The following is a 21,565-nucleotide window of genomic DNA, read 5'->3' as shown; positions in this document are numbered from 1 at the left end:
GAGTGGAGTGTTATGAAATTAAAGGCAGCGTTTATTTTTGTTGCCCCGGAGGCGGATTATCGAAAAAACAGAAGTGTTGTGGAGACTCCCCAAGTTGATTTAACCGTAGTCGGGGTTAAGGATTATGCTATGGCCTCAATGGCAGCCCAAGAACTTGTGAGTGAAGGCGTTGGAGCTATTGAATTATGCGGGGGATTTGGAATTATCGGTACTGCCGAAGTGAAAAAAGCAGTCGGTGATAAGGCTGTTGTGGGCGTCGTGCGTTTTGACAATCATCCCGGACTGAACTTCAAGAGCGGGGACGAGATATTTTAACCTTGAGTTGAGCCGAAAACCGGAAAACTGAAGATTTTGGCGGGAGGTTCTTTCTGTGGACTTATATGACCTGGGAGAAGTAAGCTGGTGGGAATCCCAATGTTATTATCACGCTTTGGCTTACCTGGGGCGCGAAGGGTTAATCCTCTGTTATCCTTCATCACCTTATGTATGCTTGGGACTGCATGATGACTTGGATCAGGAAATAGACCTGGAGTATTGTCAGCGGCAGGGGATACCATTATTCCGGAGAGAGACCGGCGGCGGGGTCGTTTATCTTGACAAAGGGCAAGTGTTCTTCCAGCTTGTGTTACGGCAGGATAATTCATGGTTACCTCTAAGGCGGACGCGTTACTATGAACAATTTTTGCAGCCGGCTATTTCTGCTTACAAATATTTTGGCCTCCCGGCAAAACTTAAGCCGCCCGCAGATATCACCGCTGCAGGACGTAAATGTTCCGGAAATGCCTGCGGTGATATCGGGAAATGTACTGCCTATGTGGGCAATCTTCTTGTGGATTTTGATTATACTGTCATGAGCAAGATTCTTAGAGTGCCTGGCAGCCAATTCCGCCAGTACTTGCGTCAGACTATGCAAGCCAATATGACAACGTTGAAGGATTGGGTCCATCATTCTGTAGGGTATGATGCTCTGGCAGTTCTGCTTGTCGAAGGTTTTAAACGGCAATGGGGCGACCTTGAGGCCAGGACTCTGGATGATGAACTCATAAGGAAAGCGAAGGAAATTTATGTTAAGACCAGCTCTTGGGAATGGATAGCAATGCCCGGCAGGAAACATACGGAGCGAACTATTAAAATAGCAGAAGATGTTTTGCTGTTGGAAAGAAGAATAGGCCCCGACAGCAGTGCAGTTATTCTGCTGCATAATGGAAAGGTTGAGCAGATGCAGTTTTTCGGCAAGGCGGCCTGTTATTTCTCCAGGGCTGATTCTCTAATAGGTTGTGAATGGCATGAAGATTTACTTGGGAGGCCTTAGGGGCCTAATCTGCGAGTTTACTGAGACGGGGAGGTAAGACAATGGATTTGGAGTATGCCATACCTGAGAACCTATATTATGACACCCACGATTTCTGGATTAAAGTCAATGGCGAAGAAGCTGTTATCGGACTTTCGGATTATGGGCAAAGCAATACAGGCGATATTCTTTATTTGGAGCTTCTTCAGGCAGGAGAGACCGTTGGCAGAGGGGATAAGCTAGGATCGGTTGAATCTGGGAAATGGGTCGGCAGTCTGTTTTCGCCGCTCTCGGGAACGATCCTGGAAACGAATCATGAAGTCCTTGTCCATCCACGCAAGGTTAATAGCGATACTTATGGTGAAGGCTGGATGTGCAGGATGAAATTAAGGGATTCCGCCGAAGTTAAAGGCTTGTTGACCGCTCAAGCCTATCGCATGTGGATTATTGAACAAGAAACTAAGGAAGAGGAGATCGGCTAAGAAGATGAAGAGGATGGGAAACCCTTGGCGGTTATTGGATACGGGTGCAATCTCAGCGGCTCAGAATATGGCCTTGGATCAGGTTATCCTGGATGCCCGCAGTTCTAATCAGGTTCCTAACACGGTTCGTTTTCTCCAATTTTCACCTCCTTGCGCTCTGATCGGTTACCACCAAGCTGTGGAACTTGAAGTAGATGAGAATTATTGCCATGAACAGGGCATTGAGATAAATCGGCGCCTTACAGGAGGGGGGAACCTGTATTGGGATGAGTCTCAACTTGGGTGGGAAATTTTTGCCCCTAAAACTACACCGGGTATTCCTAAACGGTTGGAAGACATGTACCGGCTAATGTGTGAAGGGGTAGTTTCCGGCTTGGAGCGCTTGGGCGTAAAAGCCCATTTTCGTCCAACCAATGATATTGAAGTTGGGGGCCGTAAGATTTCAGGCACTGGAGGAACTGAAATGGGGGATATTTTTCTGTACCAGGGGTCTCTGTTGACTGATTTTGATGCCGACACTATGCTTAAGGCTCTGAAATTGCCAATAAAGAAACTGGCAGATAAAGATGTTAAGTCTTTCAAACAAAGAGTTACCTGCTTAAGGGAAGTTCTTGGCTATCTACCTCCTTTGGCAGATATTAAAGCTGCGCTTGCTGCAGGTATTTCCGAAGTTCTGGGCATTACTCTGGAACCGGGCGGTCTGATGGAGATTGAACAGCAAAGGTTGGAAAAGGAATTGGTTCATTTCCAGTCAGAGGAGTGGATCAGAGGAACGAGAATTGTATCCCAAGCCAATGACCTGAGAATGGCGGACTATAAATCTCGGGGAGGCTTGATTCGGGTTTCAATCCGCTTGGACGAAAAGCGTCAGCTTATTAAGAGTGCCTTTATCACCGGTGACTTTTTTGCCTATCCGGCAAGAAGTATCCTGGACCTGGAAGCAGACCTAAAAAATTCATCCTCAAATCCCCTTGAGCTTGCGAAAAGGGTCAATCAGTTTTTCGCAAGCCATAAGGTACGCATACCTGGAGTTGAGGCTGAGGACATTTGCCAGGCTCTTTATCTTGCCTGCAGCAGAGAAGGTGACAGGAATGACGTCAAAGCATTATGATGTCGTCATTGTAGGAGCCGGCCCGGCCGGAGCCAGCGCAGCCCAAGCAGCCGCCAAGTCCGGAATTAATGTCCTGCTTATCGATGCCGGCAGTTACCCGGAACGTCCGGTGCAATGTGCGGAGTTTGTTCCCCGCGAAGTTAAACAACATGTTCAGCTTGTACCGGGCGCAGTTGTGCAAACTATCCGGAGTATGGATAGTTATCTTTATGGTAAACCGGTTGCTTCTCTGGCAGGTTCGGGATATCTATTAAACCGGAAAGTGTTTGACAAAAGTTTAGTAAATAGTGCTGTTGCCGCAGGAGCTGAGTTCTGGACCGGAATGAGGGCGGCAGCTAAAACGGATTCGGGGTTAATGATTTCCAGAAACGGCAAACAGGAGTTTATGCCGACTACAATTATTATTGGTGCCGATGGGCCGCGGTCTGCAGTCGGTCATTGGATCAAGAGTGAAAACCGAGAGTATTTGGTAGGATTTCAATACACATTGCCCTTGAGAGATAAACAAAAATCCATCGATCTTTATTTCAAACCGGAATTCACGGGAGGTTACGCCTGGCTTTTTCCTAAAGGTGAAAGAGCCAATGTGGGAGTTGGGGTTAGTCTCATACATAAAGAAAAATTGCCGCATCTCCTGCAGCAATTTGTGAGTGATTTGGCCGTCCAGGGAAAAATTAAAGATACTCAGCCTTTAGCCAAAACGGGAGGCCTGATCCCCGTCGGAGGCCCTTTAGGGATAACTCAGGCAGAAAATGTGCTTCTCTGCGGTGATGCCGGCGGATTTACTCATCCGGTTACCGGCGGGGGGATACTAACAGCTATTGTTACCGGAGAGATTGCCGGAAGGTGTGCTGCTCAGGCGGTAATAAATCACGATCTAAGATTGTTGTCCCGGTATCCCCAACAATGGCAGTCAATACTGGGTGGATTTCTTGAGCGAGCCAGGCGCAAGAGAAATGATATGACTACCTATTGGACTGAGGACAGAGACCAGTTCGAGACTTTGATAAAAAGAACATGGATTGGAGCAAGTTAGGCAGACTTCTAGAATAGTTTATTCACTGAGTTTCTGAGGGCAATGATTGTTGAAAGGGGAAGGGCAACTATGCAGTTAGTTCAAGAAAGTCCTCAATTTGTACAAACGAGTTTGGCCGGCGCCCTATGTATGGGAATGGAAAAAGGGCGTTTTATGCCAAAATCCGAATGCAAATGTCTTAACCTTCTGCTGACTTATAACAGCGGCTGCAGGGCAGCCTGCAGTTATTGCGGTCTGGCGAAGAATCGTCAGGAAGAATCCTCCAAAACCTTTATTCGGGTTAAATGGCCGGTTTACTCCCTGCAAAATATTCTTGATCGGATGAGGAGCGGAAACCATCCCTTTAAAAGAGTCTGCGTTTCTATGATCACTCATGGACGTGCTGTGGAAGATACCTGTGGGATTATAAGCCAGGTTCGTGAGTACACTCAATTACCGGTTAGCGTTTTGATTGCGCCGACAGTGATGAAAAGGAAAGAGGACTTGACCAGATTTAAAGCAGCCGGGGCGGACCGGGTGGGCGTAGCTATAGATGCTGCGACGGAAGAATTATTTGTTCAGCATCGAGGGGCAGGAGTGAGTGGGCCTCACCGCTGGGATCTTTTTTGGCATACCTTAGGTGATGCGGTAGAAATCTTTGGACAGTATCAGGTGGGGGTACACCTGATTGTCGGCTTGGGCGAGACGGAAGCTGAGATGGTCAGGACCATAGCCAAGGCTCACCAGATGGGAGCTTTGACTCATTTGTTTTCCTTTTACCCGGAGAGCGGCAGCTTGCTGCAGGATTGCCCGCCGCCTGATTTAGGGCAATATCGCCGGGTGCAAATGGCGCGGTATTTGATCGATGAAGGCCTTGCGGAGGTGAAGAACTTTCAGTTTTCAGCGCAAGAACAAATAATGGACTATGGGAAGGATATAATGCCTATTATTCGGAATGGTGAAGCCTTCATGACTTCCGGCTGTCCGGGAGAGGACGGACAAGTTGCTTGTAACCGCCCCTTTGGGAATGAACGCGCCAGCGATCCGATGCGCAATTATCCGTTTCTTCCTGAGGCAGAAGATATTGATGTAATTATCCCGCAGCTCTGGAACGGGGTTAAACAGGAATGTTAAATAAAGACAGCGAGGAATTAAGTCTTGCCCAAGAAGCCTGGGAAGTGCGGCAGCGATTAAAGCCGGAGATATGGTTTTCTGCTCCTGGTGCCAAGCATTACGAAAACCGCTACTATGCGAACCACAAACACTATTTTGTCAATTTAAGCGTCACAGGTGAGGCTTGTGCTTGTCGGTGTGATCATTGCAGCGGCAAACTTCTCCAGAATATGGTACCAGCGCCTACCCCTCTGAAAATGCGTCAAGTGATTGATCAGCTCCAGGACATAGGTTGTCGGGGCATCCTCGTAAGCGGGGGGGCAAATTCACAGGGAGAGGTACCGTTGCTGCCATTTCTGGATTCCCTTGCTTATGCCAGCCAGAAGGGTTTGAAAGTATTAGTTCATAGCGGAATCATTACTCGTGAAACGGCTATGGCTTTAAAAGCGGCACATGTGGATCAGGTCTTAATGGATGTGATTGGTGACCAAGAGACGATTCACCAAGTTTATCATCTTGATCGAAGACCTGAAGATTACCTGCGGGCCATGTTCTTCTGTCGTGAAGCAGACTTAAACATAGCCCCTCATGTGGTCATCGGATTGCACTATGGCCAAATCCGGGGGGAGATTCAAGCCTTAGAGATGATTCAGCAAGCTCAGCCAAAGACAATAGTTTTGGTTATCTTAACCCCTTCCAATGGAACTGTTATGGCAGGGCTAGAACCACCGGCGTTGGACCAAGCAAGTGAAGTCATTGCGCAGGCCAGAATTATGAACCCGGATATTCCCATTACACTTGGCTGTGCGAGACCATCAGGGCAATATAAACGGATAATTGAGATCCAGGCGGTTGATTGTGGGGTCAATGGCATTGCCTATCCCCATGAAGCAACTATTGATTATGCACAGAATAGAGGGCTGCAAACCGTTTTTACGGAAGAATGCTGTAGTTTAATTGGACAAAACTATATGAGGAATCAAATGCAATTACCAGGATAAGGAGGATTTTTTTAAGTGATTTTGGCTCACTGGCTTAATTTACAATGTGTTGTGGTTTTGTAGTGCAAAATCTGCAAAAAAATCATTAGCTTAATACTTCATGATTTTGCTTATTCTCCTAGTGGCCATGGTGCCAATCCTATGAGCTTTTCGCTTAAACTCCACAGCTTTTCAGCAGACACCGGATCAATTGCATAGGGCCTCACACCAGTTAATCTGGTGGCGTCTCCCATGCTGGTAGTTCCGTTAATTTCTTGCATCAGCGGAGCAATATCGCAATTTTCACAATAAAGTCCGCCCATGCTGTTAAGCTCTGGATTAGTGGCACACCATACAGTAGTCGCTGCTCCTTGGGAAATTGTTTTAAGCTGTTTTGAAGGATCACGGATTGGCTCTCCGTTTTCGTCAAGGATGCCATTGGTTATTAATTCGTTCTGTGTCAGATACTTTTCTAGTCCGGTGCCTACAATGCTTCCGGGATGAAGGGAGAATGCACGCACGTTATTTTGTTTGCCGCGCTTGTCCAGTTCAACAGCAAATAAGATATTCGCCGTTTTAGATTGGCCATAAGCAGCAAAGCGGTCATAGTCCCTTTTCTCAAAATTAGGATCTTCAAATACAACCGGCGAATAGCGGTGGCCTAAAGAAGAAACAGCAATAACTCTTGCACTATTTGCTTTGCACAGAGCCGGCCAAAGTTTGGCAGTAAGTTGAAAATGTCCAAGATGGTTCGTAGCAAATTGTGCTTCATATCCTCTGGCATCCCTTGTCAGCGGACAAGCCATAATACCCGCACTGTTTACCTGAATATGCAAAGGGCGGCCAGTGGCCAGAAATTTATCTGCAAAAGCATCGATGGATTTTGGAACAAGCAAATCCATCGGTTCAATTTCAACATTACTGATGCCCTCCAAAACGTTCTTAGCACGTTCAAAATCACGTGTCGGAACAATTACCGTTGCACCTGCAGCGGACAGCGCTCGTACAGTTTCCAGTCCAAGCCCGGAATAGCCGCCGGTCACAATAGCATTTTTGCCGTGAAGATTAATGCCGGCAATAACATCCATTGTTGAGGACGCAGCTCCGAAGCCGGAACCCATGGGAATTTGTTTGGTCATAGTAGAGTTCTCCTTTCAACGGTCAATCGTGGCCATAATCCAGTCGGGATAACGTGGTTACCATATATAAGCACGGCAGTAATGGCTGTTTACTTGAAATATCAATGTTTTCAGTAGCCTTTAAAGTAGTTGCTTTTCTGAGGCTGAATTAAGCGGTATTTGTTTCGCTATTTATTATTATCCCTTGAAACGCAGATGACGAGTAGTATGTTTCTGCATAAAAATTGCCTAAAACTGCAAACCAAGTATTTTGTTTTATTGCAGTTTACCTTTTCTTGAACTATACTTAGCCATAGGATTTTATCGTTTATGAAAAAAAGGTTAAGTGATTAAAATGTCAAAGCAAATGGAAAAAACAGCTAATATTCTGATGCTCAATCAAAGCGTCTCAGATCACAAGGAAATTTTGTCACAGCTGGTTTCTATGGCAGACCAGATTACCACATCAGAAGGGACCACTACAACAGCCATCCCATATCTCTCAATCTGTCGCCATACCCACCAGTCGCCGCTGATTCCAAGTGTGCTGGCGCCATCTTTTTGCCTTATTCTGCAAGGATCAAAGGAACTTCACCTTGGGCAGGATATACTTCACTATTATGAAGGTGATTACGTGGCTTCCATCATCGACATCCCTGCATCCGGTCGAGTCATCGGAGCAACAAAAGGTTTCCCATATATTGGCCTGCGTATAGATTTTACTGCAGAGGAAGTTGCATCCGTTGTTGCTGAGGCTAAAATTGATCTTCCTTCCAGAATTAAGAAACCAAGCACTGCAGCGTTCATTGGAAAATCTGATAAAGATCTCCTTGAACTGTTTGAACGCTTGCTTAATCTCGCCCTTAAGCCAGAGCCTGCTCCATTTCTGTCCGTTCTCATGATGCGTGAAATGATCTATCGTTTAGTTTCAGGCAAATATGGACACCTTTTTCTTCAGCAAGCCCTCTATGATCAGCAGTCTGATGGTATAGGAAAAGCAATCGGGTGGATTAAAGAAAACTTCTCACGCCCATTCACCGCTCCCGAGCTTGCTAAGTTCAGTAATATGAGTGTCTCAAGCCTTCAGCATAAGTTTAAAACGATTACAACAATGGGACCTTTACAGTACCAGAAACAACTACGTCTGCAGGAGGCCAGGCGCCTTATGCTGACCAGCTCCATGGATGTCACTGCCGCCGCACTGGAAGTTGGTTATGAAAGCCCCTCTCAATTTAATCGAGAATACAAGAGACTCTTTGGTTTATCACCTCTCAGGGATATTAAGGAAATTCAAGAAACTCCATATCAAGTTCAAGAAAAACTGAAAGGGCATTAAGTGATATGCTTACAAAAGAATTACTAAGTTACATATTGGATATTGGAGAACAAATGCTTGTCAGCGGTGCTGAAGTAAATCGCGTAGAGGACTCCATCAGTCGTATCTGCAAAGCATATGATGCAAAGCGGGTGGATGTATTTACTATTACGTCTAGTATCGTCGTATCTCTTCAATCGAAAAGCGGAAATACGCTCACTCAAACCAGGAGGATCTTAAAATACTCAACGGATTTGGACAAGTTGGACAGACTTAATAATCTTTCCCACTATATTTGTGCTCGCAAACCTGAGGCAGACTATATTAGAACTGAAATAGAAAAGATCGGTATTAGACGCATATATGGTCCGAATGTCCAGTATTTGGTGTATGGTATGATTGCTGGAACATTCACGATGTTCTATGGAGGCGACTTGAATGATGCAGTTGTTTCTGCAGCTATCGGCATGATATTGAAATCAGCGATCACTTTTGTCCAAAGATTGGATAAAAACGTTTTTATTGTAAATATACTCTGCTCGTTCGTTATAGGAATGCTGGGGGTTCTGCTAGTTAGAAGCGGGATAGGTCATAGCTTCGATAAAATTGCAATCGGAAATATCATGCTGCTGATACCAGGATTGGCTCTAACGAACTCAATAAGGGATATCATAAGCGGAGATACGATAGCAGGACTATTACGCCTTTGTGAAGCTGTTCTTGTAGCGTTGTCCATCTCTTTTGGATTCGGTCTGGTATCAGTTTTTGTTGGAGGTATGTTTAAATGATCCATACATTTCAGATCATTTTGGCTTTTGTGGGCTCACTTGGTTTTTCAATTCTGTTTAATATTAGAGGAAGGAAAATATGGTATGCTGCTTTAGGTGGTATGTTAGCATGGGTGATCTACTTACTGGGTGGTCTCTGGCTAAAAGGCGAAATAACGCAGTACTTCATTTCGGCTATTATAGTAACCTTTTACTCCGAGATATGCGCCCGCATCGAGAAAACGCCAGCTACTACTTTTTTAACAGCAGCTATCATTCCACTAGTTCCTGGTCGGGCCTTATACTACACAATGAGCTATGCGATCAATAATAGGTTTGTAGAGTTTGCCGATTATGGCTCTTATACGGTAAGTATTGCAGTTGCTATAGCAGCCGGCATTATGGTTGCATCTTCGCTGTCCAGAGTTTTTTTAGCATTACGCTCTCATGAATGGGGCTGATGAGATTTAAATCAGCTTCATTTTTTTTATCTAGGTACAATAATTTAACCTAGTTCTTAACATAACAGGTAAGAATCGGGGAATTATAGATAAGGTAAAAATGGACATCGTGGATCCGCAGCCGCTAGCTACCTTAACAGTGAACGACCCTTCCTTAATGACGGTCATACTCAAGGAAGTAACGATTTCTTTAGGTATTGACGTGTTGGCCCGTGCTATAGAATCTTATGTTTCTATTAATGCTACGCCCGTTACTGACGCCCTAGCTCTGGGAGCCATTAACTGGTTTTTAATTATCTAAAAAAGGCCGCTGCCAACGGCAACGACACAGAAGCTAGAGAGAATATGATGTATGCTGAATTCAGTGACTTTTACATATTGCTTTATATAGGTTGTGGTTTCGATAAAAATGGATACGTTTTCGAGGAATATATTGGCTTTATTTCTGAAAAAACAGGGTTGACAACTAGTCTAATTAGACTATAATATTTTTGTGTTATTAGTCTAATTAGACTAATAACGCATCAGGTAGTTCCTCATACCTAGGGAAATCTAATGAAGAAATGAATTAATAAGTAACTACTTAATATTCATTGAGAATTGGAAACATGTCTTTAAAAATATTAGTTAAAGAAGGATGAAAAAAGTGATTAAATCGTTTTTAATGTTAGGACAGTCAAATATGGCTGGACGGGGGTTTATTCATGAGGTATCCCCGATTTATAATGAGAGGATACAAATGTTGCGTAATGGTAGATGGCAAATGATGACTGAGCCCATCAATTATGACCGTCCTGTTTCAGGAATAAGTCTGGCAGGTTCATTTGCAGATGAATGGTGTCGTCAAAATCAAGAAGATATTATTGGCTTAATTCCTTGTGCTGAAGGTGGAAGTACTCTGGATGAGTGGGCTATAGACGAAGTGCTTTTCAGACATGCAATAACTGAAGCTAAATTTGCTATGCAAAGCAGCGAGTTAACTGGAGTTTTATGGCATCAAGGAGAAAGCGATAGTGTTAATGGTAACTTCAAAGTATATTATAAAAAGTTACTTGTAATTATTGAGACTCTAAGAATAGAGTTGAATGCTCCAGATATTCCAATTGTTATTGGAGGTTTAGGAGATTATTTAGGTAAAGAAGGATTTGGAAAAAGCTGTACTGAGTATAACTTCGTTAATCAAGAGTTACAAAAATTTGCTTTTGAACAAAATAATTGTTACTTTGTCACAGCCTCAGGTTTAACTGCTAATCCTGATGGTATTCATATTGATGCCCTTTCACAAAGAAAATTTGGTTTGCGATATTTTGAAGCCTTTTCTAATAGGCAGCATGTATTGAAGCCATTAATTAATGAAAATGAGCAACTAACTTTAAATCATGCTAGAACATATACCAAAGCAGAAAAGATATATATAAAAAGTATGGATTTTGCATTAGGAAAAATATCATATGATAAATTTGTATCGCAAGTCATGCAAATCAACAATGATTAAACTTATAATTATGAAATAACTAGTAATGTAGCTTTGATGAAGGACATAAAGGAGATGGCTTTTTGATTCCGTTACTAATTTTAGGTTTATTAATACAAAACCCAGGTTCTTACGGATACGAATTATTGGCCTTAATGGAAGAAAGACACTATAAATATATCGTGAATTTCACTAAAGGTTCATTCTATTATAATCTTCAACAATTGGAAGAAAAACAATATATTAAGAAAGTTGATCAATTAGATAACACTAGAGAGACTCATAATTATATCATTACTGAACTAGGGAATAAGGTATTTGAAAAATTAATGTATAAATATGGTTCTAAGACCGAGTATGTGAATTTATCTTTTTATGCAGCAATGCTATTTGCTAGTGAATATAAAAGTGAGGAACTAAAAAAACTAATAGAAATTCAAATCGAACAAACTAATCAGAAAATTATTTTATTAGAACAATCTCTTGAACATAATGAGACTATCCCTGTTTATTTTAAAAAAATGTTAGAAAATTCACGTTCTCATCACTTAGTAAATGTTCAATGGTTTGAAGGGCTGTTAAAAGATCTAAGAACGATAAATTAAATCTAAGGGTGTGGAACAGTATGATATTACCGATGCATTAGCTGTATACAAAGAGAAGTCTATGAGTGCCAGAGCGAGGTTCACGGGCTGATGAAGCAATTTCAGCTGAAGTACGAATTAAGTAGTTGTAAGTGGTTCTTGTTTAAGATTTAGGCCCTTCACAGCGAATAAGAAAACCAAGACAAGATAGGTTACTATCATCGCCTTGGCTTCTGATTTAACAGAAATATTGAGTTTTAAGGATCTACCTATTATAACAACGGTCTAAGTTGAACATCTTTTTTTGTCGCCGTTAAATAAACGACAAAGATAATAATAAGAGCAGCTAAGATAGCACTTACTGAGCCTCTTCCATATCCAAGTCCACCTACATTCTTGGAGACTCCGAACCAATCAGCAAGTGATGCACCAAGTGGACGTGTCATTATATAGGCGAACCAAAATGCGAAAACTTCATTAAGTCCAAACAGGTACTGGCTAAGCCAAGGGAGTATAAACAACACCGCAAATAAAATTCCTGATGCTAAATATCCTAAATGCAAGGTTACAGCTGTCATATCACCAGTTGCGGTACCCATTGCAAAAGTTGCTAATACCGCCAGCCAGTAAAATAGCTCACGTCGGCGTGTATAAATGCTGTGTATCGATAATGTCCCTTCAATTTTATGCCAAATAATGAACACGAGAGCAAGGAAAATGGCAAAAGCGATAGTTGAAAGAGAATACGGAACTCCTAATACTATGTGTATTACGTCCGCGCACATGGTACCGAAAACAGCAACCATAGCGACTAAAAACCAATAGACTCTTGCGATATATTTGCGGGTTAAAAACTGCAACAGTAGCGCAACGACAAAGCCAACCGCTCCAATAATAACAGCCAAATAAGGGTTCATATTGGTTACCATGAAATCAGAAAGCGCTTCACCAAAAGCGGTCGTCAGCAATTTAACAATCCAGAAATAGATTGTAATTTCAGGTACCTTCATAAATAGTTTTTCGCGATGATTTTTAACAGTTAATGTTTCATTCATGAGTCTACTTTTTCATCTCCTTCTAAATATGATTCAAACACAAACATAAGCATAAACCATTATTCTTAAAATACCATTAGAAACTGATTGTTGATTTTGTAAATAGAGCAGTCCTCATTTGAGTGTCCACAAGGAGTCGACATGATATAAATTATTCCCTAAATTCAAATTCTGTCTTGCCTAGATAATTAAAGCAATAACGAGTATTCGGGAGATGGTATTTTATATCAAAACAACAGTAATAGATAGATAAGAAAACACCAAAATCAAGCCTGAATTTGGTGTTTTTTGAGGTTTCGTTGTGTATTTACTTAACGTAAGGTTCGTTTTATTTTGGCATGGACAAAGAGTGTCCATGCCTTTTGCTATGCTGTTTATATAAAAACAGGAGCTGATGTGATTTTGTTAAGAAAGAAATGCAAGGCTTGCGGAAAAAATTCATACAGCGCAAGTGAACACCGAATATGGCTATGCCCTTACTGTAATTGCGATTTAACAAAAGAGAAGGCGATGAACATTAATGAAAAACAAACTGAAATCAGCATTAAAAACGACTCAGAAAATGATTAAGGCTATCGATTTTTGCAGGATAATGTTTTTAAAAGTTGAAATAGTTATTGAAATAGTTAGAGGATATAAAAACTAAATAATGCTAATGAAGTATCTTCTAATAGCGGAGGAGAAGTACTTGAATCAGGATTGGCAAGATGCGAATGAGCCCGAAAGTCAAACGAAATTAATTCGTATACTTTCCTTATATGACACTTTGTGCAGAGGCAATATCGTTAACAAACGGCGCGCTGCAATCGACTTTTCTGTAAGTGAGAAAGCAATTCAACGTGACATTAATGATTTAAGGGCTTATCTTGATGACCAGAGTTTAAATGGAGAAGGCTGCGATATATCTATAAATTACAATCGAGCTAAAAAGGGATACGAAATGATCCGGGGAAGTAATTGGCTAACTCAGGAAGAGGTATTAGCAATTGCTAAAATCTTATTGGAAAGCAGAGCATTTTCTAAAGCAGAAATCAATCTACTCTTAGAAAAACTTATTGTTCAGTGTCTGCCAGGTTCCCGAAAGAATGTAACCGAGAATATTCGAAATGAACTATATCACTATTTGCCTGTTGCTCATGGTCAATCCCTTATAAATAAAATATGGGACATAAGCTTGGCTATTCGAGAGCGGCGATTGTTGGAAATAAATTATCTGAAACCAGACGCATCAGCTGTGGTATCAAGGACATTGGAACCTCGCGGCCTAATTTTTTCAGAGTATTACTTCTACCTCATAGCATATATTAAAGATTTGAGTTATGAATTTCCTGCTACATATCGATTGGATCGAATACAGTCCTATTTAATTACCAATCAACACTTTCATATTCCAGAAGCGGATAGATTTGAGGAAGGTGAGTTTCGCAAAAGAGTACAATTCATGCGTGCTGGTAAATTGATGCGAATTACTTTTCGATTCTGGGGCCCGTCATTGGATGCTGTACTCGACCGTTTACCAACAGCACATGTAATAGGATGGGAAGAAAATAATGCTATTGTTGAAGCTGAGATATTTGGTAATGGTATCAAGATGTGGCTACTTAGTCAGGCAGAGTTTCTCGAAGTAATAAAGCCTGATGATTTTAGGCAAGAGATGAAGGATACACTGCTGCGAATGATAGACAACTACGGGGAACGTTCGTGAATGGCTATCTACGTTAATCGGTGATGAATGTCCAATAACATGGTCCACAACCACTTTCTGCTCAGTCGCACGCAAGCATATAAATGAATCAGTGGGTGCAACATCGGATAACAAATGATACGAAGAATTTGATAATTAATGGTTATAAAAGATTAATTAGACAAGAGGTAAATTTAGTGGAACTTGAAGAATTGAGAAAAAGAAGAAAGAATCTTAATCAACAATCTTCCAGAACTCTTGATAACATGTATACAATCGCAAAAGAATCTGAGAGGGTAGCGGAAGTTGCTCATAACTCTAAAGCAATTATTGACAATCTAGAATCGGAGTTTGAGAGTCAAACTGGGTTAATAGGAGTGGATGTATCATTTCTTTTCTTTGCAACAGCACTTCAGTGTATTAGGCAATATGTTTTATCTAATGAATCTTTTCGATTTAATAAGGCAAGTGATGCTGATAAATTAATCGAAAAGCCACTTCGAGAAATATCCAACACGGTTAATATTAAAAAAGATTATAAAGAAATCTTGCTTGGGTCTGTTCCATATGACATTATACCCTCAAGAATATGGAATACGGGTATAAATGTACAAAACCATAGGGAGTTAACGTTGGGTCATGACCCCTTGTTTGGATGGATTTTCGGGACTATTAATATAATGACAGATTCGTTAACTAAAAAAGATTTATTATTAAGTTCATATATCATAAGTGGGAAAGATATTGAGAGCATAAGCAACTTTCCTTTTTTGTTATCACAAAGTATAGTGGCGTTTCAGCAAGATTATAAAATACTTATTGCTGCAGTAGCCAAACAAGCCATCCATTATGCGAGTGATGTATTTACGAAGAAAGGATTGCCCTTACCAATACTTAATAATGTTTCTCCGGATTTTAATTCGGAATTAATTAAAAGTCATATTGATCTTTATTCTGTAACGCGTAGCGCCACAATCTCAATATTAATTAATGCCTTAATTGCTGCTATACATGGCTTATTTTATGATAAATCTAAGTATTCAGATCGGGAGATTTACGAAGTGAAAACAAGGAAAATCTTGAGTTATTCAAATTTAATAGCCTCCGCAAGCAACGTTATTTATGTAGCCGCGAGTTCTTATTTGGGAGATAAGAATACACTAAAGAAACTTGATCTGGGTGGTTTGATAGTTACGATCTATCGTCTTATAAAAGATGTGAAATTCATACAGCAGGTGAAGGAAGAATTTGTTTTTGGCGGCTTCAACAAAATGATAAAGGGCGAAAAATATACTTTTTGAGGAGGGTAATAGCAAAATGGGTTTTAAAAGGTTTTTAATAAAGACTTTAATTCCCGGGTATAATTATGTCGATACAGCAAAGAAAATATATAAACATGGTTTAGTTGACGGTGTTAAAGAAAAAATTCGCGAAGATTTCTTAGAAGATACACCGGGGATTAGTCATGCTTATAATGCCGGAAAGTATGAAGGAAAAAAGGAAGGATATGTAGAAGCATCTTTTCAGTATGAAGATAAACTCTTAAGGCAAGCTGAAGAATTCTTGAAACAGACCAAAGATTTCGAATCACAGAAAGTAGAGTATGAAAAGCTTATCGATGACTACGAGGAATATATAGAAGCAATGAGTACAAGGGAAGATCTGTCTTCAAAGGAAAATGAATACTTACAGAAGATAATTGTAATGGAGAAAAGTTTAAAAAAAGCGATGTAGTAGTTTATAGGGACTAGGAGGTTTAATTGGTGGGGTTATTTTTTAGGAAGTTGAACGTTTTTGAAAAAGGTAGGATATGTTGAAGCATCTGATTAGATTCTATTTTGACAGAGTTTGATGAAACCCTATGGTATGCGGTCCTAGATAAGGTAACGGTCTATACTTCCGAAAATATTCAGTTTACCTTTAGGGATGGTACGGTAATCAAGTCGTTAAATCCACGTATAAAGCGCTCGCAGGGTTAGGTTGCTTCCTTGCGAGCGTTTTATTTTTATACTAAAAGAGTCACCATGTCAATAATTATACCGACGGTACAAAAGCGTTAGTTCGGCCCGCAACGTTTTGTCTTCGAGAGCTGATAAAATTATAGAAGAAAAGATTTTCCATTGATATTCCCTTAGTATATGGATATAATGGAACACAAGTTCGATTGGTGCCAAATACATGTACTGAGAGGCGATAGCTATGAGAGACGTTTGTAAGGATCAATGCCCAGTGCGCCGGAACAAACTGTTACATATCGGGGGATGCACCGAGTGTATCACGGGTGATTGGGCAAAGTGTGGTTAAGATGAAGGTTGTTATGACTCCCATTGAAATGATAGCATGGTTTGATATTCCCGGTACTCCGCGTCCGATTCGCTTCCGGCATGAAGGCAATATTGTTAAGGTTGAGATGATTATTAGAATCTCTGAAGAAAAGCTTGCTGGAAACCGTATGAAGGTCTATGAGTGTCAGAGCGAGGTTCACGGGCTAATGAAGCAATTTCAGCTGAAGTACGAATTGAGTAGTTGTAAGTGGTTTTTGTATAAGATTTGAATGAATGTTGAAACCTTGAAAACGCCAGAGCTTTCATTCAAATCTTATAAAACCGCTGGTTAGGTACATTCAAAAAAAACCACCGAAATTAGATTAAGAACTGAATCTAATTTCGGTGATGGAATTGGTTTTAAGTAGAAATAAAAATTTGTATTCCTTATTTAGTAAGTAACTCTCCTGCAGTAAATGCCTGTTCTAATAATTCATCCGAGAGCCTGAAATCAGGCGAACCTGTATGTGAACAAAGCAAACTATCTGTAAGCTCCCAACCAAACGCGGAGAAGGCGCCATTGACGAACTGGATAGTAGCTTGAAACGCATCTTTATTCACGTTTCCTTGTGAGAAAATTGTAACCGCTTTTTTTCCAGGATAACGGGCTTGGAATGGGAATCCAGTGCCTTCAAGCATAGGGTACATTCTATCAAGCCACTGCTTGGCTTGTCCTGAGATTTGCATGAAATAAATGGGTGAGCCGAAAATAACACCGTCAGCATTTTTTATATCCTCATACATTGGTTGTAAGTAATCTTTAGTAGCGCAGCCTTCATGACTCCTACAATAGAAACAGCCTTGACAGCCCTTGATACCTTCATCGTTAAGGTCGTAGATTTTTACTTCAGCGCCTTTTGATTGAGCTCCTTTGATTACTTCCTGAATTAGTTTAGAGGTATATCCGTTTTTTCTTGGACTACCGATAAATGCAACAATTTTACTCATGTTGTGACCCTGCCTTTTAAATATTTTTATAATATAGCAAGATTATATCAGTATAATTGTGCTAAAGGCAAAAGAAACAACACTTTTTGAAGTCCGTCTGTAATAGACAGGGGTCTTAAACTGCTAATATTGAACTATAGAACAGCATAGAGAATTAAAGGAATCACGAGTATTTGGGAGATCATGGGTTTAATCAAAAACACAAAAATGCTTAGTTTGAAACACCAAAATCGGCCCCTCAGGCCTGAATTTGGTGTTTTTTGAGGTTTCGGTGTGATATTAACTTGACGTAAGACTCATTATAGGACTCTTCTCATGCAGAAAGATGAGATTGCAGCGGTTACGGAGTTGACCCGCCAGTATCTTTCTAGGCAAGTTGATGCGGCAGGATTCTGTTTTGAAAGAGTTTGATGAAGATCTTTGGATTGCGGTTATAGATAAAGTCACGGTCTTATCGCCGTCCTTTGCCTAATATTGATTGTTTTAGCATGGTATGGCGGACAGGACGGTAACAGTGGATTAGTAATTACTTTATATCTATTGGCATATGCCATCGGGGGTTATCGCAAAGCCTGGGAGGGATTCCAGACTCTTATTAATGAAAAAGAATTGGATGTTGATTTATTAATGGTTGTCGCGGCAATCGGGGCAGCCAGTATTGGTTATTGGAGAGACGGAGCAATTCTAATCTTTATCTTTTCGCTTAGTGGTGCTTTAGAAGTTTATACGATGGAACGTACGAATAATGCTATCGAATCCATTATGAAATTACGGCCCGAAGAGGCAGTTGTTATCTGCAACAACAAAGAAAGATGTGTCAGAGTTGAAGATCTGAAGCCGGGTGATCTCCTTTTAGTAAAGCCCGGAGAAAGAATCGCAGCAGATGGGTTTGTGAAAGAAGGATTTTCCGCGGTCAACCAAGCTTCCATTACGGGTGAATCAATACCTGCGGATAAAGCCCTGGCGACGAGGTTTTTGCCGGAACCATGAACGGTCAAGGAGCGTTGGTCATCCAAGTTACAAAACCTGCTGAGGCGACATTACTTGCCAAGATCATTCATTTGGTCCAGGAAGCCCAAAGTGAAAGACCGCCAAGCCAATTATTCGTGGAACGTTTTGAACGGACATATGCCAAAATAGTGGTTGCCGGTGCGATATTTATGGCTGCTTTACCGCCTATTTTCTTAGGCTGGACCTGGAATCAGACGATCTATAGGGCAATGATTTTTCTGGTTGTTGCCTCACCTTGTGCCCTGGTTTCTTCGATAATGCCAGCCGTTTTATCAGGCATCGCAAATGGAGCGCGTAATGGCATTTTATTTAAGGGCGGAGCCTACCTCGAAACTATCGGCAGCCTTGATGTTGTTGCTTTTGATAAAACGGGCACTCTTACTGAAGGGGTACCGAAGGTCACAGATATAACTGCCTATGGTAAGTACACTGAAACGGAACTATTAAGTATTGCAGCTTCCCTGGAAACTTGGTCAGAACACCCCATTGCCAAGGCTATTACTAGCTTGGCTAAAGAAAGAAATATTGAGCTTCTACCTACCACTAAACTGGAAGCAATTCCTGGTTTGGGAGTACATGGGTCAGTTGATGGACGAGAATGTATAATTGGGAAAGTAGATTTAATAGAAGGACTGACGCTGTCTGTAAAGGAAAAATCAACATTTACTGATTTGGAACAACAAGGCAAAACGGTCATTTTTGTAAAGGTGGAGAACGAAGTTATCGGACTATTAGCTGTTCAGGACACCCTGCGGGCACAAGCCAGAAAATCTGTTGACACGGATATAGCGTTAGAAACGGCCAATGTGGTATTAATGGCGGATGATTTATCTAAAGTATCCTATGCAATTTCCTTAGGCCGACGCAGCACTAGGGTAATTAAGCAAAACGTAACCTTTGCGATCGGTGTTATACTGGTCCTTGTGATATCCAATTTTGTTGGTTATGTAAATTTGCCTTTAGGGGTAATTGGACACGAAGGTAGCACAATTACCGTCATAATCAGTGGTTTGCGTATGTTAAGTCAAAGTCGAGTAGAATTAATAGATTAGTTAATATCAAAGGGAATTGGTTTGTATGAATGCAATTATGCTATTTGTTATTGCAGGATTAGCCGAAATAGGGGGAGGTTACTTGGTCTGGCTTTGGCTTAGGGAATCTAAGCCAATCTGGTTTGGTATTCTTGGGGGAATCATTCTTGTTATTTACGGTATCATCCCTACTATACAAAAGTTTCCGAACTTGGCTGAGTTTATGCAGCTTATGGAGGGTTATTCATATTTTTGGCTGTTTTATGGGGGGGCTCATTGCTTTATAGGATAAGATATGCAAATTAGAATGATATTATCAAGTCTGGATTAATTACTTTAAATTGTGCCGATGGTAATGTAAATAAATGGAGATAATAAAAACGTTTTTAAGAGAAATAATAGTAAGGAATTCTAAATTGAAGGAGGAATTTTACATGACTGGACGAGCTCAAAAAATGTCACAACCCAATGGTGGAATAAAATGTGTTGTTAATACCTGCCATTATTATGGTCAAGGCGATCACTGCTATGCCGATAAGATTGAGGTTCAATCCCCAAATGCTAAGACCTCTGATATGACGGACTGCACTACTTTTACTCCAGAGTAATTTAGTTAGCAAGACGGAAAACAATTTGTATCAAAATGTAATTTACACTTTATAAAAAAGCGATCTCTCCGTAGGTCGCTTTTTTATTTCCGCAAAGACTTTTGTGATCCAAACGGAATCGTGGTAACGACTGCTGGGCCAGTAATATCAATACATTATGGGAATGGTTATCATCACATGAAGTATGAGTAACAATACCGTGGTCGTGACTCCAGAAGCTCTGTTTTTTCATGATCCTAACCACCTTCAAATTATTGTAGGAGGGACGTTAGGATTAAGACTCTAAAGTTAACTCAACGTGTTTTCTAAATGGACAAATTAAGCAACGCGAGGCAGAAAAGAGCTCAAATTTATCCTGGATACTAAGATGGAAATTCCCTACCGCTCTGAAGGGGAAGATCTTAGTTAACCATAATAAGTTTCTTGGATGGAATTTGAAAGACGAATAAACTTACGGGGGTTTTCTAAAAGTGGATGAGCAAGTTCAAGAGTGACTATGCTTTTTCCGGAAAGGTGTTCTGCTGGAATTGCAGAAGTAAGTTCCGGCGTATGAAGTTGGGGAAGTGGTAAAACGAGCAGATCGATTGGATATGTATTTATCATTAACTGGGTGGGAATATAGATCTGTACAAGTTACACGAAATAGGTTACCCCGAAATTTTTAGATTAAAGAACCCCGCCTAGAAAAGCTAAACGGGATTCTTAGGGAGGATAAGAGTTTTGGGTAATTGGTTTCTGTTGTTATAATTCTTTGTTACTATTCCTTAGTTGACAATTCTTTCAAGGTTTGAGTCAATTCTCCATTCAATGTTCTGAGAGTTTTTTTGTCCATTGGGCTTGCTTTAGAGCCTGCTATCGTTGGATCAAGATAGTCTTCGATTTTTTTATAGAGATCAGGATATTTCTGTTTTACACTGTCTTCAAAGGGGCTCCATGCATCTTCTAACTGGGGTCCAGTTTTCTTGACGGTTACTTCATCTCCAGAATTAATAGCTGACTTTAAAGTATCTGTAATGCTGAGCATTTTTGTTACACCTGAATGAATTGCCGATGGTGTTGCTGTGTGATTTGATGTTGATTGAGAGGTAGGGCTTTGTGTCGAGGACGAAGTGCTGTTTGCACATCCAGCAATAACAGTTAAACTGATAACTAGAGTTGATGCTAATAATAATCGTGTTGATTTCATAGAAATA

The 21,565-nt window shown here is 40.9% G+C and carries 25 protein-coding genes and 1 pseudogene; 21 read left to right on the top strand and 5 right to left on the bottom strand.

Translation table 11 applies throughout. The features are described from left to right. Positions 1-12 precede the first annotated feature (12 nt). The 7 genes from ACPUYX_RS17695 (at position 13) to ACPUYX_RS17665 (ending at position 6,013) form a co-directional block, all read left to right on the top strand. Positions 13-315, top strand: a complete 303-nt coding sequence (locus ACPUYX_RS17695; RefSeq protein WP_426380948.1) for a DUF6506 family protein — start codon at positions 13-15, stop codon at positions 313-315. Positions 316-370: 55 nt separating this feature from the next. Then, entirely contained in the window at positions 371-1,312 is a 942-nt protein-coding gene (locus ACPUYX_RS17690; RefSeq protein ID WP_426380947.1) for a lipoate--protein ligase family protein, read from the top strand. Positions 1,313-1,353: 41 nt separating this feature from the next. Further along, positions 1,354-1,773 carry a glycine cleavage system protein H gene (locus ACPUYX_RS17685; protein WP_426380946.1) on the top strand — a complete coding sequence of 140 codons (420 nt, stop codon included), beginning with the start codon at positions 1,354-1,356 and terminating at the stop codon, positions 1,771-1,773. A 4-nt stretch (positions 1,774-1,777) separates the two neighbouring features. Beyond that, entirely contained in the window at positions 1,778-2,884 is a 1,107-nt protein-coding gene (locus ACPUYX_RS17680) for a lipoyl protein ligase domain-containing protein (protein WP_426380945.1), read from the top strand. Further along, positions 2,865-3,920, top strand: a complete 1,056-nt coding sequence (locus ACPUYX_RS17675) for a geranylgeranyl reductase family protein (protein WP_426380944.1) — start codon at positions 2,865-2,867, stop codon at positions 3,918-3,920. Before ACPUYX_RS17680 ends, ACPUYX_RS17675 begins: the two co-directional genes overlap by 20 nt. A 69-nt stretch (positions 3,921-3,989) precedes the next feature. After that, positions 3,990-5,033, top strand: a complete 1,044-nt coding sequence (locus ACPUYX_RS17670; protein ID WP_426380943.1) for a radical SAM protein — start codon at positions 3,990-3,992, stop codon at positions 5,031-5,033. After that, positions 5,027-6,013 (top strand): radical SAM protein, encoded by a 987-nt coding sequence (locus ACPUYX_RS17665; RefSeq protein WP_426380942.1) that lies wholly within the window; start codon positions 5,027-5,029, stop codon positions 6,011-6,013. Before ACPUYX_RS17670 ends, ACPUYX_RS17665 begins: the two co-directional genes overlap by 7 nt. A gap of 110 nt (positions 6,014-6,123) precedes the next feature. On the opposite strand, the gene ACPUYX_RS17660 is transcribed toward ACPUYX_RS17665, so the two are convergent. Continuing rightward, positions 6,124-7,131, bottom strand: coding sequence for an oxidoreductase (locus tag ACPUYX_RS17660; protein WP_426380941.1), 1,008 nt, complete (start codon positions 7,129-7,131; stop codon positions 6,124-6,126). A 334-nt stretch (positions 7,132-7,465) separates the two neighbouring features. Here ACPUYX_RS17660 and ACPUYX_RS17655 point away from each other — a divergent pair, with 334 nt between their 5' ends. The 6 genes from ACPUYX_RS17655 to ACPUYX_RS17630 all read left to right on the top strand — a co-directional run bounded on the left by ACPUYX_RS17655 (position 7,466) and on the right by ACPUYX_RS17630 (position 11,732). Further along, positions 7,466-8,446: an AraC family transcriptional regulator N-terminal domain-containing protein gene (locus ACPUYX_RS17655; RefSeq protein ID WP_426380940.1), complete on the top strand. Its 981-nt coding sequence runs from the start codon at positions 7,466-7,468 to the stop codon at positions 8,444-8,446. A 5-nt stretch (positions 8,447-8,451) separates the two neighbouring features. Beyond that, positions 8,452-9,213: a threonine/serine ThrE exporter family protein gene (locus tag ACPUYX_RS17650; protein WP_426380939.1), complete on the top strand. Its 762-nt coding sequence runs from the start codon at positions 8,452-8,454 to the stop codon at positions 9,211-9,213. Continuing rightward, complete coding sequence (locus ACPUYX_RS17645; protein WP_426380938.1) at positions 9,210-9,653, top strand: threonine/serine exporter family protein; 444 nt, start codon at positions 9,210-9,212, stop codon at positions 9,651-9,653. The genes ACPUYX_RS17650 and ACPUYX_RS17645 overlap by 4 nt, the downstream gene beginning before the upstream one ends. A gap of 100 nt (positions 9,654-9,753) precedes the next feature. After that, complete coding sequence (locus ACPUYX_RS17640; RefSeq protein ID WP_426380937.1) at positions 9,754-9,954, top strand: hypothetical protein; 201 nt, start codon at positions 9,754-9,756, stop codon at positions 9,952-9,954. Positions 9,955-10,299: 345 nt separating this feature from the next. Next, entirely contained in the window at positions 10,300-11,148 is an 849-nt protein-coding gene (locus ACPUYX_RS17635) for a sialate O-acetylesterase (protein WP_426380975.1), read from the top strand. Positions 11,149-11,210: 62 nt separating this feature from the next. Continuing rightward, the gene (locus tag ACPUYX_RS17630; RefSeq protein ID WP_426380936.1) at positions 11,211-11,732 is read left to right on the top strand and encodes a PadR family transcriptional regulator; all 522 of its coding nucleotides are present in this window, start codon (positions 11,211-11,213) and stop codon (positions 11,730-11,732) included. Between the two features lie 251 nt (positions 11,733-11,983). On the opposite strand, the gene ACPUYX_RS17625 is transcribed toward ACPUYX_RS17630, so the two are convergent. After that, on the bottom strand, positions 11,984-12,766 hold the full coding sequence (locus ACPUYX_RS17625; protein ID WP_426380935.1) for a hypothetical protein: 783 nt from the start codon (positions 12,764-12,766) through the stop codon (positions 11,984-11,986). Between the two features lie 688 nt (positions 12,767-13,454). Here ACPUYX_RS17625 and ACPUYX_RS17620 point away from each other — a divergent pair. The 4 genes from ACPUYX_RS17620 to ACPUYX_RS17605 all read left to right on the top strand — a co-directional run bounded on the left by ACPUYX_RS17620 (position 13,455) and on the right by ACPUYX_RS17605 (position 17,004). Further along, positions 13,455-14,471 (top strand): helix-turn-helix transcriptional regulator, encoded by a 1,017-nt coding sequence (locus tag ACPUYX_RS17620; protein ID WP_426380934.1) that lies wholly within the window; start codon positions 13,455-13,457, stop codon positions 14,469-14,471. 176 nt (positions 14,472-14,647) lie between these two features. After that, a complete protein-coding gene (locus ACPUYX_RS17615; RefSeq protein ID WP_426380933.1) occupies positions 14,648-15,751 on the top strand; it encodes a hypothetical protein in 1,104 nt (367 codons plus the stop codon). A 16-nt stretch (positions 15,752-15,767) separates the two neighbouring features. Then, a complete protein-coding gene (locus ACPUYX_RS17610) occupies positions 15,768-16,184 on the top strand; it encodes a hypothetical protein (RefSeq protein ID WP_426380932.1) in 417 nt (138 codons plus the stop codon). A gap of 571 nt (positions 16,185-16,755) precedes the next feature. Further along, positions 16,756-17,004 carry a hypothetical protein gene (locus ACPUYX_RS17605; protein WP_426380974.1) on the top strand — a complete coding sequence of 83 codons (249 nt, stop codon included), beginning with the start codon at positions 16,756-16,758 and terminating at the stop codon, positions 17,002-17,004. A gap of 157 nt (positions 17,005-17,161) precedes the next feature. Here the strand turns inward: ACPUYX_RS17605 and ACPUYX_RS17600 are convergent, their stop codons facing one another. Further along, on the bottom strand, positions 17,162-17,722 hold the full coding sequence (locus ACPUYX_RS17600; protein ID WP_426380931.1) for a flavodoxin family protein: 561 nt from the start codon (positions 17,720-17,722) through the stop codon (positions 17,162-17,164). A gap of 474 nt (positions 17,723-18,196) precedes the next feature. Between ACPUYX_RS17600 and ACPUYX_RS17595 the strand changes: the two genes are divergently transcribed. The 4 genes and pseudogenes from ACPUYX_RS17595 (at position 18,197) to ACPUYX_RS17580 (ending at position 20,372) form a co-directional block, all read left to right on the top strand. Then, complete coding sequence (locus ACPUYX_RS17595) at positions 18,197-18,712, top strand: hypothetical protein (protein WP_426380930.1); 516 nt, start codon at positions 18,197-18,199, stop codon at positions 18,710-18,712. After that, complete coding sequence (locus ACPUYX_RS17590) at positions 18,709-19,785, top strand: HAD-IC family P-type ATPase (protein ID WP_426380929.1); 1,077 nt, start codon at positions 18,709-18,711, stop codon at positions 19,783-19,785. The genes ACPUYX_RS17595 and ACPUYX_RS17590 overlap by 4 nt, the downstream gene beginning before the upstream one ends. A 25-nt stretch (positions 19,786-19,810) precedes the next feature. After that, positions 19,811-20,034: pseudogene (locus ACPUYX_RS17585) on the top strand (YnfA family protein); the annotation flags it as partial. Between the two features lie 164 nt (positions 20,035-20,198). Further along, positions 20,199-20,372 carry a DUF1540 domain-containing protein gene (locus ACPUYX_RS17580; RefSeq protein WP_426380928.1) on the top strand — a complete coding sequence of 58 codons (174 nt, stop codon included), beginning with the start codon at positions 20,199-20,201 and terminating at the stop codon, positions 20,370-20,372. Positions 20,373-20,421: 49 nt separating this feature from the next. Here ACPUYX_RS17580 and ACPUYX_RS17575 read toward each other — a convergent pair whose 3' ends face one another. Together ACPUYX_RS17575 and ACPUYX_RS17570 are read right to left on the bottom strand one after the other, a co-directional pair. Further along, positions 20,422-20,604 carry a hypothetical protein gene (locus ACPUYX_RS17575; RefSeq protein ID WP_426380927.1) on the bottom strand — a complete coding sequence of 61 codons (183 nt, stop codon included), beginning with the start codon at positions 20,602-20,604 and terminating at the stop codon, positions 20,422-20,424. Between the two features lie 525 nt (positions 20,605-21,129). After that, positions 21,130-21,558, bottom strand: a complete 429-nt coding sequence (locus ACPUYX_RS17570) for a hypothetical protein (protein ID WP_426380926.1) — start codon at positions 21,556-21,558, stop codon at positions 21,130-21,132. Positions 21,559-21,565: the final 7 nt, after the last annotated feature.

This window comes from Desulfosporosinus sp. SYSU MS00001 (genome assembly GCF_049943955.1).
Taxonomy (GTDB): domain Bacteria; phylum Bacillota; class Desulfitobacteriia; order Desulfitobacteriales; family Desulfitobacteriaceae; genus Desulfosporosinus.
This window is presented reverse-complemented; position numbering and strand designations above follow the sequence as displayed.

What these genes read in the sequence shown, in the direction of transcription:
- ACPUYX_RS17695 (WP_426380948.1), top strand. Translation starts at nt 13, where the DNA reads ATGAAATTAAAGGCAGCGTTTATTTTTGTTGCCCCGGAGGCGGATTAT.
- ACPUYX_RS17685 (WP_426380946.1), top strand. Translation starts at nt 1,354, where the DNA reads ATGGATTTGGAGTATGCCATACCTGAGAACCTATATTATGACACCCAC.
- ACPUYX_RS17680 (WP_426380945.1), top strand. Translation starts at nt 1,778, where the DNA reads ATGAAGAGGATGGGAAACCCTTGGCGGTTATTGGATACGGGTGCAATC.
- ACPUYX_RS17675 (WP_426380944.1), top strand. Translation starts at nt 2,865, where the DNA reads ATGACGTCAAAGCATTATGATGTCGTCATTGTAGGAGCCGGCCCGGCC.
- ACPUYX_RS17670 (WP_426380943.1), top strand. Translation starts at nt 3,990, where the DNA reads ATGCAGTTAGTTCAAGAAAGTCCTCAATTTGTACAAACGAGTTTGGCC.
- ACPUYX_RS17665 (WP_426380942.1), top strand. Translation starts at nt 5,027, where the DNA reads ATGTTAAATAAAGACAGCGAGGAATTAAGTCTTGCCCAAGAAGCCTGG.
- ACPUYX_RS17660 (WP_426380941.1), bottom strand. Translation starts at nt 7,131, where the DNA reads ATGACCAAACAAATTCCCATGGGTTCCGGCTTCGGAGCTGCGTCCTCA.
- ACPUYX_RS17655 (WP_426380940.1), top strand. Translation starts at nt 7,466, where the DNA reads ATGTCAAAGCAAATGGAAAAAACAGCTAATATTCTGATGCTCAATCAA.
- ACPUYX_RS17650 (WP_426380939.1), top strand. Translation starts at nt 8,452, where the DNA reads ATGCTTACAAAAGAATTACTAAGTTACATATTGGATATTGGAGAACAA.
- ACPUYX_RS17645 (WP_426380938.1), top strand. Translation starts at nt 9,210, where the DNA reads ATGATCCATACATTTCAGATCATTTTGGCTTTTGTGGGCTCACTTGGT.
- ACPUYX_RS17640 (WP_426380937.1), top strand. Translation starts at nt 9,754, where the DNA reads ATGGACATCGTGGATCCGCAGCCGCTAGCTACCTTAACAGTGAACGAC.
- ACPUYX_RS17625 (WP_426380935.1), bottom strand. Translation starts at nt 12,766, where the DNA reads ATGAATGAAACATTAACTGTTAAAAATCATCGCGAAAAACTATTTATG.
- ACPUYX_RS17610 (WP_426380932.1), top strand. Translation starts at nt 15,768, where the DNA reads ATGGGTTTTAAAAGGTTTTTAATAAAGACTTTAATTCCCGGGTATAAT.
- ACPUYX_RS17605 (WP_426380974.1), top strand. Translation starts at nt 16,756, where the DNA reads ATGAAGGTTGTTATGACTCCCATTGAAATGATAGCATGGTTTGATATT.
- ACPUYX_RS17600 (WP_426380931.1), bottom strand. Translation starts at nt 17,722, where the DNA reads ATGAGTAAAATTGTTGCATTTATCGGTAGTCCAAGAAAAAACGGATAT.
- ACPUYX_RS17590 (WP_426380929.1), top strand. Translation starts at nt 18,709, where the DNA reads ATGAACGGTCAAGGAGCGTTGGTCATCCAAGTTACAAAACCTGCTGAG.
- ACPUYX_RS17580 (WP_426380928.1), top strand. Translation starts at nt 20,199, where the DNA reads ATGACTGGACGAGCTCAAAAAATGTCACAACCCAATGGTGGAATAAAA.
- ACPUYX_RS17575 (WP_426380927.1), bottom strand. Translation starts at nt 20,604, where the DNA reads ATGAAAAAACAGAGCTTCTGGAGTCACGACCACGGTATTGTTACTCAT.
- ACPUYX_RS17570 (WP_426380926.1), bottom strand. Translation starts at nt 21,558, where the DNA reads ATGAAATCAACACGATTATTATTAGCATCAACTCTAGTTATCAGTTTA.